The sequence below is a fragment of the Streptomyces sp. NPDC003042 genome, from assembly GCF_053591315.1.
In genome coordinates, this window is the sequence record NZ_JBSFTP010000008.1 from 134,200 (window position 1) to 150,172 (window position 15,973).

At 74.1% G+C, this 15,973-nt stretch carries 16 protein-coding genes; 7 read left to right on the plus strand and 9 right to left on the minus strand.

What is annotated here, in order from left to right; all coding sequences use genetic code 11:
• Positions 1-81: 81 nt before the first annotated feature.
• The 8 genes from ACWDYJ_RS07230 to ACWDYJ_RS07265 all read right to left on the minus strand — a co-directional run bounded on the left by ACWDYJ_RS07230 (position 82) and on the right by ACWDYJ_RS07265 (position 8,734).
• Entirely contained in the window at positions 82-1,332 is a 1,251-nt protein-coding gene (locus ACWDYJ_RS07230) for a glycosyltransferase (RefSeq protein WP_451564480.1), read from the minus strand.
• The gene (locus tag ACWDYJ_RS07235) at positions 1,329-2,294 is read right to left on the minus strand and encodes a glycosyltransferase (protein ID WP_451564481.1); all 966 of its coding nucleotides are present in this window, start codon (positions 2,292-2,294) and stop codon (positions 1,329-1,331) included. Before ACWDYJ_RS07235 ends, ACWDYJ_RS07230 begins: the two co-directional genes overlap by 4 nt.
• The gene (locus ACWDYJ_RS07240; protein ID WP_451564482.1) at positions 2,291-3,367 is read right to left on the minus strand and encodes a glycosyltransferase family 9 protein; all 1,077 of its coding nucleotides are present in this window, start codon (positions 3,365-3,367) and stop codon (positions 2,291-2,293) included. Before ACWDYJ_RS07240 ends, ACWDYJ_RS07235 begins: the two co-directional genes overlap by 4 nt.
• Entirely contained in the window at positions 3,364-4,032 is a 669-nt protein-coding gene (locus ACWDYJ_RS07245; RefSeq protein WP_451564483.1) for a D-glycero-alpha-D-manno-heptose-1,7-bisphosphate 7-phosphatase, read from the minus strand. Before ACWDYJ_RS07245 ends, ACWDYJ_RS07240 begins: the two co-directional genes overlap by 4 nt.
• On the minus strand, positions 4,029-5,123 hold the full coding sequence (locus tag ACWDYJ_RS07250) for a glycosyltransferase family 2 protein (RefSeq protein ID WP_451564515.1): 1,095 nt from the start codon (positions 5,121-5,123) through the stop codon (positions 4,029-4,031). Before ACWDYJ_RS07250 ends, ACWDYJ_RS07245 begins: the two co-directional genes overlap by 4 nt.
• Complete coding sequence (locus ACWDYJ_RS07255) at positions 5,120-6,784, minus strand: carbamoyltransferase family protein (RefSeq protein WP_451564484.1); 1,665 nt, start codon at positions 6,782-6,784, stop codon at positions 5,120-5,122. The genes ACWDYJ_RS07250 and ACWDYJ_RS07255 overlap by 4 nt, the downstream gene beginning before the upstream one ends.
• Positions 6,785-6,827: 43 nt before the next feature.
• Positions 6,828-7,802, minus strand: a complete 975-nt coding sequence (locus tag ACWDYJ_RS07260) for an NAD-dependent epimerase/dehydratase family protein (RefSeq protein WP_451564485.1) — start codon at positions 7,800-7,802, stop codon at positions 6,828-6,830.
• Positions 7,803-7,987: 185 nt separating this feature from the next.
• Positions 7,988-8,734, minus strand: a complete 747-nt coding sequence (locus ACWDYJ_RS07265) for an SDR family oxidoreductase (RefSeq protein ID WP_451564486.1) — start codon at positions 8,732-8,734, stop codon at positions 7,988-7,990.
• A 167-nt stretch (positions 8,735-8,901) separates the two neighbouring features.
• Between ACWDYJ_RS07265 and ACWDYJ_RS07270 the strand changes: the two genes are divergently transcribed.
• The 7 genes from ACWDYJ_RS07270 to ACWDYJ_RS07300 all read left to right on the plus strand — a co-directional run bounded on the left by ACWDYJ_RS07270 (position 8,902) and on the right by ACWDYJ_RS07300 (position 15,098).
• Positions 8,902-9,768: an oxygenase MpaB family protein gene (locus ACWDYJ_RS07270; RefSeq protein WP_451564487.1), complete on the plus strand. Its 867-nt coding sequence runs from the start codon at positions 8,902-8,904 to the stop codon at positions 9,766-9,768.
• A 50-nt stretch (positions 9,769-9,818) separates the two neighbouring features.
• Positions 9,819-10,271 carry a DUF6098 family protein gene (locus tag ACWDYJ_RS07275; RefSeq protein WP_451564488.1) on the plus strand — a complete coding sequence of 151 codons (453 nt, stop codon included), beginning with the start codon at positions 9,819-9,821 and terminating at the stop codon, positions 10,269-10,271.
• 56 nt (positions 10,272-10,327) lie between these two features.
• Positions 10,328-12,553 (plus strand): catalase, encoded by a 2,226-nt coding sequence (locus tag ACWDYJ_RS07280; protein WP_451564489.1) that lies wholly within the window; start codon positions 10,328-10,330, stop codon positions 12,551-12,553.
• A 76-nt stretch (positions 12,554-12,629) separates the two neighbouring features.
• Positions 12,630-13,052: a hypothetical protein gene (locus tag ACWDYJ_RS07285; RefSeq protein WP_451564490.1), complete on the plus strand. Its 423-nt coding sequence runs from the start codon at positions 12,630-12,632 to the stop codon at positions 13,050-13,052.
• A gap of 84 nt (positions 13,053-13,136) precedes the next feature.
• Positions 13,137-13,832, plus strand: coding sequence for a DUF6766 family protein (locus ACWDYJ_RS07290; protein WP_451564491.1), 696 nt, complete (start codon positions 13,137-13,139; stop codon positions 13,830-13,832).
• A 279-nt stretch (positions 13,833-14,111) separates the two neighbouring features.
• A complete protein-coding gene (locus ACWDYJ_RS07295; RefSeq protein WP_451564492.1) occupies positions 14,112-14,528 on the plus strand; it encodes a CBS domain-containing protein in 417 nt (138 codons plus the stop codon).
• 159 nt (positions 14,529-14,687) lie between these two features.
• Positions 14,688-15,098 (plus strand): hypothetical protein, encoded by a 411-nt coding sequence (locus ACWDYJ_RS07300; protein WP_451564493.1) that lies wholly within the window; start codon positions 14,688-14,690, stop codon positions 15,096-15,098.
• 40 nt (positions 15,099-15,138) lie between these two features.
• Here ACWDYJ_RS07300 and ACWDYJ_RS07305 read toward each other — a convergent pair whose 3' ends face one another.
• Positions 15,139-15,924, minus strand: a complete 786-nt coding sequence (locus tag ACWDYJ_RS07305; RefSeq protein ID WP_451564494.1) for a VOC family protein — start codon at positions 15,922-15,924, stop codon at positions 15,139-15,141.
• Positions 15,925-15,973 lie beyond the last annotated feature (49 nt).

A 15,973-nucleotide genomic window follows, 5' to 3' on the forward strand; every position in this document is an offset into this window, starting at 1 on the left:
CGGACAGGCCGCAAGCGTCCGTGTCCGTGCCTCCTTCGTTCGTCGGTGCTGCGCGAAGGGGTGGGGGCTGGGGCGCCCGGCTCAGATCGCTCCGGTCATGGCCGGCCGGGCGGCGAGAACGGAGCGGTACACCGCTTCGGTGGCCTCGGCGACGCTCGCCCAGCTGTAGCGGCTCAGTACGCGTCTGCGTCCCGCCGCGCCGCAGCCCAGTCGCCGCGCGGAGTCGGCCAGGAGCGGGGCGACGGCGGCGGCGAGGGCGGCCGGGTCGCCGGGCGGCACGAGCCGGCCGGTGACGAAGTCGGCGACGGTGTCCAGCTGGCCGCCCACGGCGGAGGCGACGACGGGCCGGCCGCAGGCCATGGCCTCCAACGGCACGATGCCGAACGGCTCGTAGTCCGCGGGGCACAGCACCACGTCGGCGCTGCGGAGCACCGCGGGGACCTCCGCGCTGGGAACCGCGCCCATGAAGCGCACCCGGTCGGCGACGCCCGCCCCCCGGGCTATGGCGCGCAGCCGGCGGAACTCCGGGTCCTCGCCGAGCCGGTCCGCGGTGGGGCCGCCCACCACGACGAGTTCCGTGTCGGGCAGGAAGGCGAGCGCGGCGATGGAGATGCCGGCCCCCTTGCGGGGTACGAGCCGCCCGAGCTGCACGAGCCGGTGGCGGTGGGGTCCGCGCTGGGCGACGGGCCCCCGGGGGGTGAACACCGCGGGATCCACCCCGCACGGCACGATGTCGATCCGGTCGGCCGGGATGCCCATCCTGGACAGTTCGGTGACCTCGTCGCGGCAGGTGGCGACCACCCGGTCGCCGTGCAGGCCGACTTCCCTCTCGCAGGCGATGCGCTCCGGCGGGCTGGTGTCGGCGTGCCCCTGGTGGCGCCGCTTGACGGTGCCGAGGGCGTGGTAGGTGTGCAGCATCGGCAGCCGCAGTTCGCGGGCGGCCATGAGCGAGGCCATGCCCGACATCCAGAAGTGCGAGTGCACCAGGTCGGGTGCCTCCTTCTGCCAGTGCCGGGTCAGGTGGTGGCCGAAGGCGACCATGTGCGGGAGGAGTTCGTCCTTCGGGATGTACCGCGCCGGCCCGGCCGGGACGTGGTGCACCTCCACGCCCACCCTCATGCGGGTGCGGTCGGGCAGGTCGGGCGCGTCCTTGCGGGTGTGGACGGTGACGTGGTGCCCCCGGTCGGCGAGGGCTCCGGCGAGGCAGGCGACATGGACGTTCTGGCCTCCGGCGTCGACGCCGCCCAGAGTGGCGAGCGGACTCGCGTGCTCCGAGACGAGGGCGATCCTCAGCCGCCCGGCGCCGGCCTCCTGGAAGGGCTTGGGCGTCATGAGCGCGCCTCCGTCATCACACGCTCCCAGTCGGCCAGGAAGCGTTTGAGCCCGTACCGTCCGAGGGCCGCCTGGCGTGCCCGCGCCCCGTCCTCGGCCGCCGCCCGCGGATCCTCCAGATAGCGGCGGGCGGCCCGCGCCAGGACCTCGGGGCGGGTCGAGAGGGTCCCGGTGCCCGGCGGGACGGCCTCGACCGCCTCCGTGGTGGCGAGGGCCACCACGGGCATGCCGAGGTGCATCGCCTCCAGCAGTGACAGGCCGAGCGAGGTCCAGCGCACGGGATGCAGGTAGAACCGGCGCTGCGCCATGGCGGCGTGCAGTTCGCCCTGCGGGAGATCGGCGCTGCGGCAGCGGTCCGCGGGGACTCCGAGGTGCGCGGCGAGCCCCGCGCTGCGCATGCCGAAGACGTCCAGGGGGGCCGCCCGCGACAGGGCGGGCAGCAGGTCGGTACCGGTGTGACGGCCGCGGCGTACGGGCTCGTTGACGACGACCGCGCCGCGGGCGAGCCGGCCGGTGTACAGGTGGCCGGGGTCGACGATGCCGTGCTCGATGACCTCGGTGCGGGTGGAGCCGTTGTCCCAGAACAGCCGGTTGAAGTGCGTGACGTGGACGAGGGTCAGGTCGTCGCGGTCCGCGCACGGATGCCGGGTCGAGGGCACCTCGCCGTCCGGCGCGTTGTGCTCCAGGTAGACGGCCGGCAGGTCCCGGCCCGGGCGGCGGCCGCCCAGCCAGCGCTCCGCGAGTGCGCTCTCGTGGGGGCGCTGGAGGATCACGAGGTCCACCGGCGCCTCGCGCAGTTCCTCGGGCGTGATCTCCCGGACCGACTCGGGCCAGGTGAACGTGCGGGCGCGGCCCAGGCCGTCGGCGTCGCGGCCGGGGGTCACCGGGACGAGGTAGGTGTGCGGCCCCTGAACGAATGCCGTCGTCCACGATCCGTGCACATGCCACAGCAGGATGTTCATACGGCTGCTCCTTGCTCCGTCTCCGATGAGTCGGCGCCCACGGGCCGGGCGGCGCGCGCCGTCCGGCCGCCGAGGCGGGCCACTGCCGCGCGTACCTCCGCGTCGGGGACGCCGTCCAGACAGGGGTGGCCCCGGACCGGACACCGCCGCGCCCTGCTCCCGCGGCACGGTGCGCCCTGGTCTCCGAGGAGTACGTGGGGCACGCCGTACGGGCGCCAGCGCTCGGCCGGAACCACGGGGGCGAACAGGCAGGCCACCGGCGTGCCGACGGCTGCGGCGAGGTGCGCGGGGCCGGTGTTGCCGACCACCGCCACATCGGCCCCGGCGAGTACGCCCGCCAGGCCGCCGAGGTCACCGGTCACCCCGCCGAGGTCGAGGGCGTGGCGCCCCGCGACCTCGGCGGTCAGCTCCCGTTCGGCCGGGCCGCCGGTCACCACGACCCGGTATCCGGCGTCGTGCAGGGCGGCGCAGGCGCGGGCGGCCCGCGCGGGGCTCCAGGCCCGGGCGGGGACCGCCGCGCCGGGGTGCAGCACCACGTACGGGCCGGGGCCGGTCAGGTGCGTGGCGTCGGGAGGCGCGCCGACGCGCAGTGTCCCGTCGTCGCCGTGCGGCAGCGCGAAGCCGGCGTCGGCCGCGAGGTCCAGGGCGGCCAGGGCCTCGTGGCGGCGCGGCAGTCTGGCGTGGCGCAGGTCGAGCAGTGCGCCGGGGTAGTCCTCGCAGTCGGCGGCGGTCCAGCCGACGCCGGCGAGTTTGAGGAGCAGCGCGGCCGGAAGCGGACTCTGGTGGTAGGAGACGAGGATCAGGGCCCGGTCGAAGGAGCGGGAGGCCACCTCGGCGATCAGGGCGAGGCACTCGGGCCGCGACACCGGCGCGGGCTCCAGCCCGACCCAGGGGGCCGCGTAGAGGAGCACCTCGTCGACGCCGGGCAGCAGCCGTGCGGCCGGGGCGCCCTGCGGACCGCACAGGAGCGCGGTGTACGAGGAACCGGCCGCGACGGCGCGCAGCGCCGGCCCGGCCAGCAGGACGTCGCCCGCGCTGTCGAGGCGGACGACGAGGGTGCGCGGCGCGGTCATCGCACACCGCTGCGGGAGGCCGCCACGTCGTCGGCTCCCGTACGCAGGGCCAGCCGGACGGCCGCCGACAGGTCGGGGGCCGACTCCCGGGCCCGGCGGACCTCCCCGGGGCGGGTGAGGGCGGTGGGCACCAGGATGCCGCGCGCCCCGGCGGCGCGGGCGGCTTCCAGGTCGGCGCCGATGTCGCCGATGACGACGGTGCGTTCGGCCGGTACGCCGAGCCGGGCGCAGGCGGCCAGCACCAGGCCGGGCCGCGGTTTGCGGCAGCCGCAGCCGTCGTGGGGGCCGTGCGGGCAGATCGCCCACACGGCGAACGGCCCGATGAGCGCGTCCACCCGCTGCCGCACCGCCTCGACCTGCCGGCGGGTCAGCAGCCCGCGGGCGACGCCCGACTGGTTGCTGACCACGCCCGCGGGGATGCCGAGGGCGGTGACCTCGGCGACGGCATCCCGGGCCGAGGCCATCGGGACGACGCGTTCCGGGTCGCCGTTGTAGGGGACGTCCACGACGAGGGTGCCGTCACGGTCGAAGAGGACCGCCGCGGGGAGCGCGGGGTCCGGTCGGCGCGGGGGCGCGGGCGCGGGCACGGGCCCGTCGAGCAGCCAGGGGCCGTCGGCGGCGGGGGCCTCGTACGCCGCACGCGTCGGTGCGGGGCGGGGGGTCATGTCCGTACCCGCGCGGCGGCCGGTTCCACGGGCGCCGCGGTGGTGGCCGCGAGCCGTCGCGCCGCGAGGGGGCGGGCGTGGCGGTGGGCGGCCAGGCCCCGCAGCCAGTGCCAGCTGGCGGCGGGCGGGATCAGCATGCTGGTGACCGCCATGGTGGCCTTCTCCTCGCGGGTCCTCGGCCCCGGGGCGATGCGGGCGGCGGCGAACTCGGCGGTGCCGGCCAGCCATCCGGCCCCGCACACGGCGGCGGCGCCGGGCCGGCGCAGAGCGGCGCAGGACAGGGCCGCCACCGCCGCCCCGGTGACCAGGAGGTGCCGGGGGAGCCGTCCGCGCGGTGCTTCGGCACGCGTCCACCAGTCCCGGCCGTGCAGCCGGTTCATCAGCACGTCGTCGGCGTTGCCGGCCTGCTGGCGTACGGAGATCCAGCGGTCGGCCGGCCGGACGGGGTGGGTGGTGCGGCGGCTGCCGGTGGTCAGGGTCCAGCCGGCGTCCAGGCACCGCAGGGCCAGGTCCGCGTCCTCGCGGAAGGCCCGCCGGAAGCGCTCGTCGAATCCGCCGACGCTCTCCAGGGCCTCGCGGCGGTACGCCATGTCGGCGGTGATCCACCGGGCGGTCACGAGGCCCGCGGTGTTGCGTTCCCAGTCGGTGGGCCGGCGGTCGGCCGGAAGCGGCACGGTGATGCGTGCGCTGACGCCCGCCGTGCGCTCCGGCGCCGCCCGCAGGTCCCGGGCGAGGGCGTCGCACCAGTCGGGGGCGGGGACCACGTCGTCGTCGAGGAAGACGATCCACGGCGGCGTGCCGGCCGCCCGCAGACCGGTGTTGCGGGCGGCGGCGGGCCCGCGACCGCCGCCGGTCACCACCGTGGTCAGCGGCCGTAGCGCCTCGGGGATCCGCGCGTCCAGGTCCCGGGGGCCGGTGCGGCCGCCGCCCGCCCGCCGGTCGTCGACGAGCACCACCCGGACCGGTTGCGGACCGGTGGCCCCGGCGAGCGCCGTCAGGCAGGTGTGGAGGCTGGGGCGGGCGAGGGTCGGGATCACGACCGCGTACCGCGGTGCCTCCCGCTGGGCGACGGGCAGCCGGGCGGCGGTCATCGCGACCACCCGTCCTCGCCCGAGCGGAAGAACGAGCCGCGCCGCACCGCGTAGGGGCCGATGGCCAGCAGGTCGACGGGCGAGGAGCCGAAGCACTCCAGCGCCTCGCGGGGGTCGTCGACCATGGGCCGGCCCGCGGTGTTGAGGCTGGTGTTGACCACCACGGGCAGGCCGGTGAGCTGCTCGAACTGGCTGAGCATGCGGGCGACCAGCGGTTCGGTGGCCGCGTCGACGGTCTGGATGCGGGCGGTGCCGTCGACGTGGACGACGGCGGGGATCCGTTCCCGCCACTGCGGCGCCACGTCGTGGACGAACAGCATGTACGGGCTGGGGATCGGGCCGTCGAAGATCTCCGCGGCCCGGTCGGCCAGCACCATGGGGGCCACCGGCCGGAACTGCTCGCGGCCCTTGACGTCGTTGAGCCGTTCCAGGTTGCCCGCGTGGCCGGGGTGGGCGAGCAGCGAGCGGTGGCCCAGGGCGCGCGGCCCGTACTCGGAGCGGCCCTGGAACCAGGCCACGATGGCGTTGTCGGCCAGGGCGCGGGCCACGGTCTCCGCGATGTCGGGGGGACGTTCGAACGGCACGGCGGCCGTCTTGAGGAGCGCGCCGAGTTCGGCGTCGGACCAGTCGCGTCCCAGGTCGGCCCCGGCCATGGGTTCGGGCTGGTCGCCCAGACCGGCGGCGAGCAGCAGGGCGCCGCCCAGCGCGGTCCCGGCGTCGCCGGCGGCGGGCTGGACCCAGACCCGGGAGAACGGACCCTCCCGTGCGATGCGGGAATTGGCCACGCAGTTGAGCGCGACGCCCCCGGCGAGGGTGAGCACCTGGTCGTGGGTCCGGCCGTGCAGCCACCGGGCGAGGTCCAGCAGGGTCTCCTCCAGTACGGCCTGGGCGCTGGCGGCCACGTCCGCGTGGTCCTGGGTCCAGGGCTCCTCGGGGTCGCGCGGGGCGCACAGTTCGTGCCAGGGCACGCCGGTGGCGTGGAAGCCGCCGTCGCCGGTGGGGTACACGTAGCGGCGCAGTTCGGGGAGCATGCGCGGCCTGCCGTGCGAGGCGAGGGCCATGACCTTGAACTCGTCGGAGGAGCGCAGGAAGCCCAGGTGGCCGGTGAGTTCCTCGTAGACCAGGCCCAGGGAGTGCGGCAGGTCCTGCGCGTACAGCGGCTCCAGCCTGTCCTTGACGCGTCGGGCCGCGAGGTGGGAGGCGCGCTCGCCCCGGCCGTCGAGGACCAGGACGGAGGAGTTCTCGGCGCCGTCCGCGGCGAAGGCCGCCGAGGCGGCGTGCGCCATGTGGTGCGGGACGAAGCGGACGATACCCCGGTCCAGGCCTGGCAGGGCCGTGGCGAGGAATCCGGGGGCCTGGCGCGCGTAGGTCAGCCGCAGGTGGTCCCAGGGGTCGTCCAGGCCCATGGAGCCGGCGGAAAGGGCGAGGTCGGGGTCGAAGGAGTAGGCGACGGCGTCGAGGTCCTCGGGGCGCAGGCCCGCACGTTTCAGGCACCAGGCGGCGGCCTGTTCGGGCAGTTCCCAGGCCGCGAAGGGCACCGGCCGTTTGCCGTGCTTGCGGCGGGAGAATCGTTCCTCCTCCGCGGCGGCCACGGTCCGCCCGTCGACGACGACCGCGGCGGCGGGGTCGTGGAAGAGAGCGTTGATCCCCAGAATGCGCATGGCGGTGACAGGCCTTTCGGTGAGCGGGCGCGAGCGGCGGAGGTCAGTTGTCGGTGTGTGCGCGGAACCAGGCGATGGTGCGCCGCAGTCCCTCTTCGGCCGGCACCACCGGCTGCCACTGGAGCTTGTCGCGCGCCAGCGTGATGTCCGGGCAGCGCACCGCCGGGTCGTCCGTGGGCCGTTCGACGAAGCGGATCTCGGAGGAGGAACCGGTGAGTTCGATGACCCAGCGGGCCAGTTCCAGCATCGTGATCTCGGTCGGGTTGCCGATGTTGACGGGACCGCGCATCCCGTGGGCCGCCGCGGCGAGGATGCCGCGCACGGTGTCGTCGACGTAGCACAGGGAACGCGTCTGGAGGCCGTCACCGGTGACGGTGAGCGGCTCGCCGGCCAGGGCCTGGCGGACGAAGGTGGGCACGGCGCGGCCGTCGTAGCCGCGCATCCGCGGGCCGTAGGTGTTGAACAGCCGGACGATGCCCGTGTCGGTGCCGTGCGAGCCGGCGTCGGCCGTGGTCAGCGCCTCGCCGAAGCGCTTCGCCTCGTCGTAGACGCTGCGCGGCCCGACCGGGTTGACGTTGCCCCAGTACCGCTCGTTCTGCGGGTGCTCCTGCGGGTCGCCGTAGACCTCGGAGGTGGACGCGAGGACGAAGCGGGCGCCCGCCCCGTGGGCGAGGGCCAGCGCGTTGCGCGTGCCCAGACTGCCCGCCTCCAGCGTGTGCAGGGGCAGCCGCAGATAGTCGGCGGGAGAGGCCGGAGAAGCGAAGTGCAGGACGAGATCGGGCGGGCGCTCGACCGTGAAGGGCCGGGAGACGTCGGCCTCGTGGAAGACGAAGCCCGGCCGCTCCAGCAGGGCCGCGATGTTCTCGCGGCGACCGGTGCTGAAGTCGTCCACACAGGTGACGTCCGTTCCCTCGTCCATCAGGGCGGTGCACAGGTGGGAGCCGACGAAACCGGCGCCGCCGGTGACGACGGCGTGCTCCCACCGGCGTGGGGCTCTGCTCTCCGCTGTGCTCTCCATGGGGAACCTCCTCTGACAGGGCGGGGATCGGATTCCCGCTCCGGCTCGCGCGGTGAGTCGCACCCAGCGTCCGTCGGGCGCGTCGCGGCGGCACGCAGGGTTGCGGCATTGCGGTGAATCACGGAGCGTGAGCAGCGCCCTCCGACGGCCCTTTCACCGCCCGCTCACTCCCCTCCTGGCCTCCCTCACGGCCAGGACGGCTCCCGCCGGGGGACCACCACCAGCTCGGACACCGCGCTGCCCGCCGGCACGGAGAGCGCGTACAGCACCGTGTCCGCCACGATCTCCGGGCTCTGGAGCATCGAGACGTCCGCGTCGGGGAAGCGCTCCATGATGAACGCCGTCTCCATGCCGCCCGCGATGATGCCCGTGATGCCGATCCCCGGGCAGTCGCGCTGGGCCTCCTTGAAGAGGGTGTGCGTGAAGGCCCGCAGCCCCGACTTGCTGGCCGAGTACGGACCGGCCTCGGTCCACGTGCGGTTCGCGGCGGTGGACAGGATGTTGACGATGTGGCCGCCGCCCTGGGCGACCATGCGGCGGTAGGTCTCCAGGCACAGGTACATCGGCCCCAGGAGGTTCGTCGTCACGACACGGGTCACCTCGTCCGCCGTCAGGTGCTGGATCGCCTTGGAGACGTCCACGGCGGCGTTGTTGACGAGGACGTCCACCCGCCCGCCGTCCTCCTCGATGCCCTCCATGACCGCCGCGACCGCTTCCGGGTCGCAGACGTCCATCGCGACGAAGCGCGCCCGGCCCCCGGCTGACACCAGGCCCGCGCACAGCTCTTCGGCGAGGTCCTTGCGTACGTCCGCCACCAGGACGGAGGCGCCCGCGTCGGCCAGCCTCCGCGAGATGGCGGCGCCCAGACCCCGCGCCCCGCCGGTGACCAGGGCCTGCTTGCCCCGGAGGTCCCCGTATACCGCGCTGCCCATGCCGCCGTCCTTTCCTCGCGTCACGCGGCCGGCGCGCAGCCTCCGGCTGCGGCGCCGCCGCTCCTGCCTCCCACTGTGCGGACCCGGGCGGTGGCGGGCACGCCGGGTTACGCCACTGCGCGGCACACCCGGCTGACAGCCGCCGGGCAGCCGACCACAATGGGGGGATGGCAGCCTCGCCCGTACCGGCCGGGCTGCGTGAGCGGCTCGGCCACAGTCTCTTCACCCGCGTCGCCGGGACGGCGGGGCCCGCCAACCGCGCCCGGATCCACGGCACGCCCGGCCCGCGGTGGTTCGGCCCCGACCGGCCGATCCGGGTCGTGCACGCCGACGCCTCCATGTTCATCGGCGGGCTGCGCGCGCTGCTGCTCCAGTCCCTGCACCCGCTGGCCATGGCGGCCGTCACGGCGCACTCCGGCTACCGCGGGGATCCCTGGGGGCGGCTCCAGCGCACGAGCACCTTCCTCGCCGTCACGACGTACGGGACGGCGGAGCACGCGCAACAGGCCGTCGACCACGTACGGGCCGTGCACGAGCGGGTGCGCGGGACCATCGAGACCGGCGAGGCCTACCACGCCGGTGATCCGCACCTCCTCGCCTGGGTCCACATCGCGGAGATCGACAGCTTCCTGCGGGCCCACCAGCGCTACGGCGCCCACCCGCTCGACGGAGCCGGCTGCGACGGCTACATCGCCGACACCGCCCGCGTCGCCACGGCCCTCGGGGTGCCCGATCCGCCTCTCGACCGGGCCGCCCTCGCCGAGCGGCTGGACTCCTACCGGCCGGAGCTGCGCGGCACGCGCGAGGCCCGGGAGGCGGCGCGTTTCATCCTGCGCCACCCGCCGCTGCCCCTCGCCGCCCGCGCGCCCTACGCCGCCCTCACCGCGAACGCCGTCGACATGCTTCCCGGCTGGGCCCGCGCGGAGCTCGGACTGTCCGGTGTACCGGCGCCCCTGGACAAGGCCCTCGTACGGCCGGCCGGACACGCGGTGACCGCGGCCATCCGCTGGGCGATGGGCGGCGCCCCGGAGTGAGTGCCGGGCGCCTGTCCGGGCAGACGCCCCCATGGATCAGGAGGGAACCAGTGGACGCGTACGAGGATCTCCCGGTTCTGGGGAGCCTGGACGAGGTGGCTGGACAGCTCGGCAGCGGCGAACACGTCTACGTACGGTGGTCGCACGGCCCCGCCGCCGACCTCGCCGCGCCCTCCAGCTCCGACCAGCTCACCGGCACCCCCCTGCCCGGCCTGTCCGCGAACCCCCTCGACGTCGAACCCTGGTGGGGGCAGCGGCCGACCCGGATCTGGGTCGCACGGCGCCTGCACGACTACAGCCACCTCCCCGGGATCCACGGCGACGGCGTGCGGCCCTGGTTGCTGCGGGGGCGTGAGGTCGGCCGCGGCCCGGACAACGAGCCCCTCCTGAAGGACGTCGAGCCCCTGGCCTGGATCGAAGCCGGCGTTCTCGACGAGGCCGCCAGGGAAATCATGAAGCAGCCCGGCGCCTGGGGCCCGATCCAGCGCACCCCCGACCCGTAGCGGACTCGCCCGGCGGCCCGGCGCCGCACCCGCGACCGCACACCAAGGGAGAGACGATGACCCAGCATCACGAGATCCCCGGCAAGCCCTCGTCGGTTTCCCCGCCGGTCGCCGAGCCGACGGAACCAGCAGCTCCGCTGCCGCCCAAGCAGGACCAGGAAGGCCCGGAGACGGTCAGCCCCACCGGCCAGGCCACCGGGGCGGACCAGGCGCGGGCAGCCCAGAGCGGCGCGTACCTGACGACGGCGCAGGGCGCCCGGCTGTACGAGTCGGACCGCTCGCTGAAGGCCGGCGCCCGCGGCCCGGTGCTGCTCCAGGACCACCACCTCCGCGAAAAGATCACGCACTTCGACCACGAGCGGATACCGGAGCGGGTGGTGCACGCCCGCGGCGCGGCCGCGCACGGCGTCTTCCAGGGATACGGAACCGCCGGAGAGGTGACGAAGGCGGCGTTCCTCGGCAAGGACGTGGAGACGCCGGTGTTCGTGCGCTTCTCCACGGTGCTCGGCTCGCGCGGATCGGCCGACACGGTGCGCGACACCCGTGGCTTCGCGACGAAGTTCTACACCGACGAGGGCACCTTCGACCTGGTGGGCAACAACATCCCCGTCTTCTTCATCCAGGACGCGATCAAGTTCCCCGACATCATCCACGCGGGCAAGCCGCATCCGGACCGGGAGATCCCGCAGGCGCAGAGCGCGCACGACACGTTCTGGGATTTCGTGACCCTGCACACCGAAGCCACCCACCACACCCTCTGGAACATGTCCGACCGCGGCATCCCGCGGTCCTTCCGCATGATGGAGGGTTTCGGAGTCCACACCTTCCGGCTGGTCAACGCGGCGGGTGAGACCGCGCTGGTGAAGTTCCACTGGAAACCGAAACTGGGCGTGCACTCCCTGGTCTGGGAAGAGGCGCAGATGATCGGCGGCATGGACCCCGACTTCCACCGCCGCGACCTCTTCGACGCCATCGAAGCCGGCGCGTTCCCCCAGTGGGAGCTCGGCATCCAGCTCTTCCCCGACACCCCGGAGCAGTCGTTCGAGGGCATCGACCTGCTCGATCCCACCAAGATCGTGCCCGAGGAGATCGCCCCGGTGCAGCCCATCGGCCTGCTGACGCTGAACGCCAACACCAAGAACTTCTTCGCCGAGACCGAACAGGTCGCCTTCCACCCCGGCCACCTGGTCCCCGGCATCGACATCACCGACGACCCGCTCCTCGCGGGCCGGCTCTTCTCGTACCTGGACACGCAGATCAGCCGCCTGGGCGGGCCGAACTTCGCCCAGATCCCGGTCAACCGGCCGCACTCCCCCCTCAACGACATGCTCCGCGACGGCATGCACCAGAGCGCCGTGCACACCGGTGTGGCGCCCTACCGGCCCAACAGCCTCGACGGCGGCTGTCCCTTCCTCGCCGGGCCCGAAACCGGCGCCTACATCGAGGCGCCGGTGCGGATCCCGGCCGCGAGCAAGGTCCGCCAGGCGTCGGCCTCGTTCGCGGACCACTTCTCCCAGCCCCGCCTCTTCTGGCTCAGCATGAGCCCCCCGGAGCGCGAGCACATCATCGCCGCCTACACCTTCGAGCTGGGCAAATGCCATGAGCAGGCCATCAAGGAGCGCGGCCTGGGCGTGCTGGCGAACATCGACACCGAGCTGTGCGAACAGGTCGCGGCAGGTCTCGGTCTGCCCGCACCGGCGCCCACCGTCACACAGGCCGCCGTGGAGCCGAGTCCCGCCCTCTCCCAGGTCGGGGAGTCCTGGCCGCTCGACGGCCGGGTGATCGGCATCGTCGCGGACGGCGCGGACGGCGCGGACGGCGCGCGGGGCCTGGAGGGCGTGGAGGATGTCCGCGAGGCGATCCTGGGCGCGGGCATGGTCCCGCTGGTCATCGCGCCGACCGGTGGCACCCTCGAATCCGACGGGGCCTCGGTCGACGTCCAGCGGACCTTCGCGAGCGCCCGCTCGGTCGAGTTCGACGCCCTGCTGCTCTCCGGTGCGCCCCCGGCCGGCAAGGACGCGTACGGCTCCCGCGACGCCAAGGCGGGCCTGCACAGGCCGGGAGAGCCGGATCCGCGCGTGATGCTGCTGCTCACCGAGGCCTACCGGCACGGCAAGGCCGTCGGCGGGTGGAACGGCGCCGGGCAGGTGCTGGAAGCCGCCGGCATCACCCCGGACCAGCCGGGCATCGCGCTGGGTGACAGCGGCCCGGCGGCCTTGCAGGGGCTCACCCGGGCCATGGGACGCCACCGGGTCTGGGAGCGGTTCCCCTCCGCCGCATGAGGTACGTACGGGCGGTTTCCGGGTGCCTTCGGAGTTTCGCGCCGCACTTCCGGGCCCGGCGGTGCATAGGTGGGGCGTGGACATCAGCGGGTACGCGGGGCGCACGGTGCTGCTGGCGGCAGCCGTGTCGGTGCTGTGCGCGTGTGGAGCGACCGCCGCCCGGCAGGACGGCGCCGCGAGGGCGGCCGAAGCGTTCGAACGGGCCCTCGCCGCCGGCGACCACCGCGCGGCTTGCGACCTGCTGGCTCCGCAGAGCCGCGAGGAGCTCGAAGAGAACGAGGAGAAGGGCTGCGCGCAGGCGCTGGAAGGACAGCGACTACCGCCCGGCGGCGCCGTGGAGGCTACGGACGTCTACGGCCGCCAGGCCATGCTGCGGCTGGCGGGTGACACGCTCTTCCTGTCGCAGTTCTCGGGCGGCTGGAAGATCGTGGCCGCGGGCTGCACGGCGCGGCCGGGCGCGCCGGACAAGCCCTACAAGTGCTCGGTGAAGGGAGCGTGAGGACGTGCGGATCCTCTTCGTGGGCTGCCTGGTGACCATCCTGGGCGGCCTCGGCTACTTCATCGCGATCGGGGCGATGCACCGGTGAGCGAGCAGCGCGAGCACCGCGGCGGCTTCTGGCGCGACAACAGCCTGACCCTCGCGTTCGGGGCGGCTTTCGTGCTCGTACTGGCCGGTCAGGCCGTCGCCGGCCACAGCGAATTCAACGAGCAGCTCGCCCTCGGCGGACTACAGCGGATGTCCTTCGGCGAGTACGTGATGTCGTCGGACTTCGCGGTGGACGTCACGGAGAACTGGCAGTCGGAGTTCCTCCAGTTCTTCCTGTACATCTTCGGCACGGTCTGGCTCGTCCAGCGGGGTTCTCCCGAGTCCAAGGAACTGCACAAGGTCGGCACCGAGAGCGACGAGGCGCAGCGCGTCGGCGACCACGCGGCCTCCGACTCGCCCCGGTGGGCGGCTGCCAAGGACTGGCGGCAGAGCCTGTACGCACGCTCGCTCGGCCTCGTCATGGCCGTGCTGTTCTTCCTGTCCTGGTACACCCAGTCCCTCACCGGCGTCTCCGCGTACGACGAAGAGCGCCTGCGGCAGCTCCAGGCCCCCGTCGGCTGGGACGCCTACCTGGGCTCGGCCGAGTTCTGGAGCCGGTCCCTGCAGAACTGGCAGTCCGAGCTGCTGGCCGTCGCCTCCATGGCCATCCTCTCGGTCTACCTGCGCCAGCGCGGATCCCCGGAGTCCAAGCCCGTCGGGTCGGCCCACACCTCGACCGGCGTCGTGGGCTGACACCGTGCCGGGAGGCCGGACAGCGGGCCCGCCGCTGTCCGGCCTCCCGGGCGGGGTGGGTTGCGTACCGCGACGCCTCAGTCCTCACCGCGGATGATGTTCCAGTCCGCGGTGCGCGACCGGCCTCCGGCTCGGGCTCGCTGCCCTGACGCATCACCGCCGGGCTGCAGACCGGGCTCAGACGCGCATCCGGAGCCGTGTCCGGGGCATGCGCGGGCTGCTCCGGGGCAGACGCCCCACGACCGGACACTCCCGCACCGCAGGAAGAGATGATCGACCATGACCACGGCACGCGAGATCATGACCGCGGGCGCCGAATGCATCGACGCCGAGGGGACCGTCCTCGAGGCGGCCAAGAAGATGACCGACCTGGGGGTCGGGGCCCTGCCGATCTGCGGTCCCGAGAACAAGCTCATCGGCATGCTCACCGACCGGGACATCGTCGTGAAGGTGCTCGGGGCCGGCAAGGACCCGGGCCAGTGCAAGGCCGGCGAACTCGCCCAGGGTGAGGTCGTGACCATCGGCGCCGACGACGACGCCGAGGCGATCCTGCACACGATGAGCCGGCACAAGATCCGGCGGCTGCCGGTCATCGACAACCACGACCTGGTCGGCATGGTCGCCCAGGCCGACGTCGCCCGCGCGCTGCCCGACCCGCAGGTGGGTGACCTCCTCGAGGCCATCTCCTCCGGTTGAACCGGCCGGCGGGACGTCCGCGCAGGGGGTCGGGAACCCGAGCCCGCCCGGCATCGCCGGGCGGGCTTCCGTCGGGCACCGGACGGCGGGCGGGGCATGACGGGGCGGGCAACGCGCGGGACAATGGACGCGGAGTCTCGCTGTTCACGGAGGCCTGCCATGGCCCGACGCACTCATCGCTTCGAGACGGATGAGGAGGGACACTCCGTCACCGTTCTGCTGGCTTCCCCCACGAAGGACATCGAGGTCCGGGTGGACGGCCAGGTGGTCGATGTCCGCCACAAGCCCACGAAGCACGGCACGATCCTGGCCGCGGCCCTTCCCACCGATCCCCCGCGGCCCATCACCATCCTCATCGAGGACACGGACGACGGCGTTCCGTTCTGCTGGCTGATGACCCGCTACCGTCGCCACGTCATCCCCGAAGTGGGCCGGACCCGTCACGGGGAAGGGTTTCCCCGGCATCGGCGGCCCCATCAGTCGCGCGGATCCGATCCGGCGTCCCGGCAGGAGGCCGTGCACCAGGCCCTGCAACGGCTGCGCGACTACCTGCTCCGCCCGCTCGCGTGAACCTCTCGCACGAACCCCTCGCACTAACCTCAAGACACCCCTACGACATCGCGTCGAGGGTGAACAGGCCGCCTTCCGGGTCCCGCAGGGTCGCCTGTCGGCCGCCGCCCCACTCGGCGCCGTCCACGAGGGTGCCGCCGTGCTCCATGGCCGCGGCCAGCGCCCGATCCAGGTCCGGGACCCTGAAGTGGACCAGCCAGCGCGGTCGCTGCTGCGGCTGCGGGGCCGCCTCCTCGACCGGGCCGCTGTTCAGCCGGGCGACGGCCTCGCCGCCGTGCCGCAGGACGACCTGGTCGTCCTCGTAGGAGACCTCGCAGCAGCCGCCCACGCTCTCGTCGGCCCACAGCAGGACCTCCCCGTAGAAGACGGCCGCGTCGAAGGCGTTGCGCGTGTGCAGCTCCAGCCAGGCGGGCGCCCGGCCGCCCTCACCGACGCGCCACCCGGACAGGACGCGGCCCTCCCAGATGCCGAAGCCCGCTCCCTCCCGGTCGGTCACGAGTGCGGCCCGCCCGCGAGGGGGGTAGGCGACGGGGCCCACGCCCACGGTGCCGCCCCGTTCCCGGATCCGCCCGGCGGCGGCATCGGCGTCGTCGACGGCGAAGTACACCGTCCACGCCACGGGTACGGCCAGTTCACCCGCCATCGCCCCGATGCCCGCCACCAGTACGCCGTCCCGGTCGGCCACCGAGAAGGCCCGCCCGAACCCGCCCCGCCGGAAGTTCCAGCCCAGCACGGCCCCGTAGAACCGCTCGGCAGCCCCGAGATCACGTGCCATCAGGCTCAGCCAGCACGGTGTGCCCGCCACATCCGCCGCCACCAGCACCATGGTCCGTCCTCCTGCCGTTCGAGCCGTCCGCCCTGGGCGCCTTCCCCAC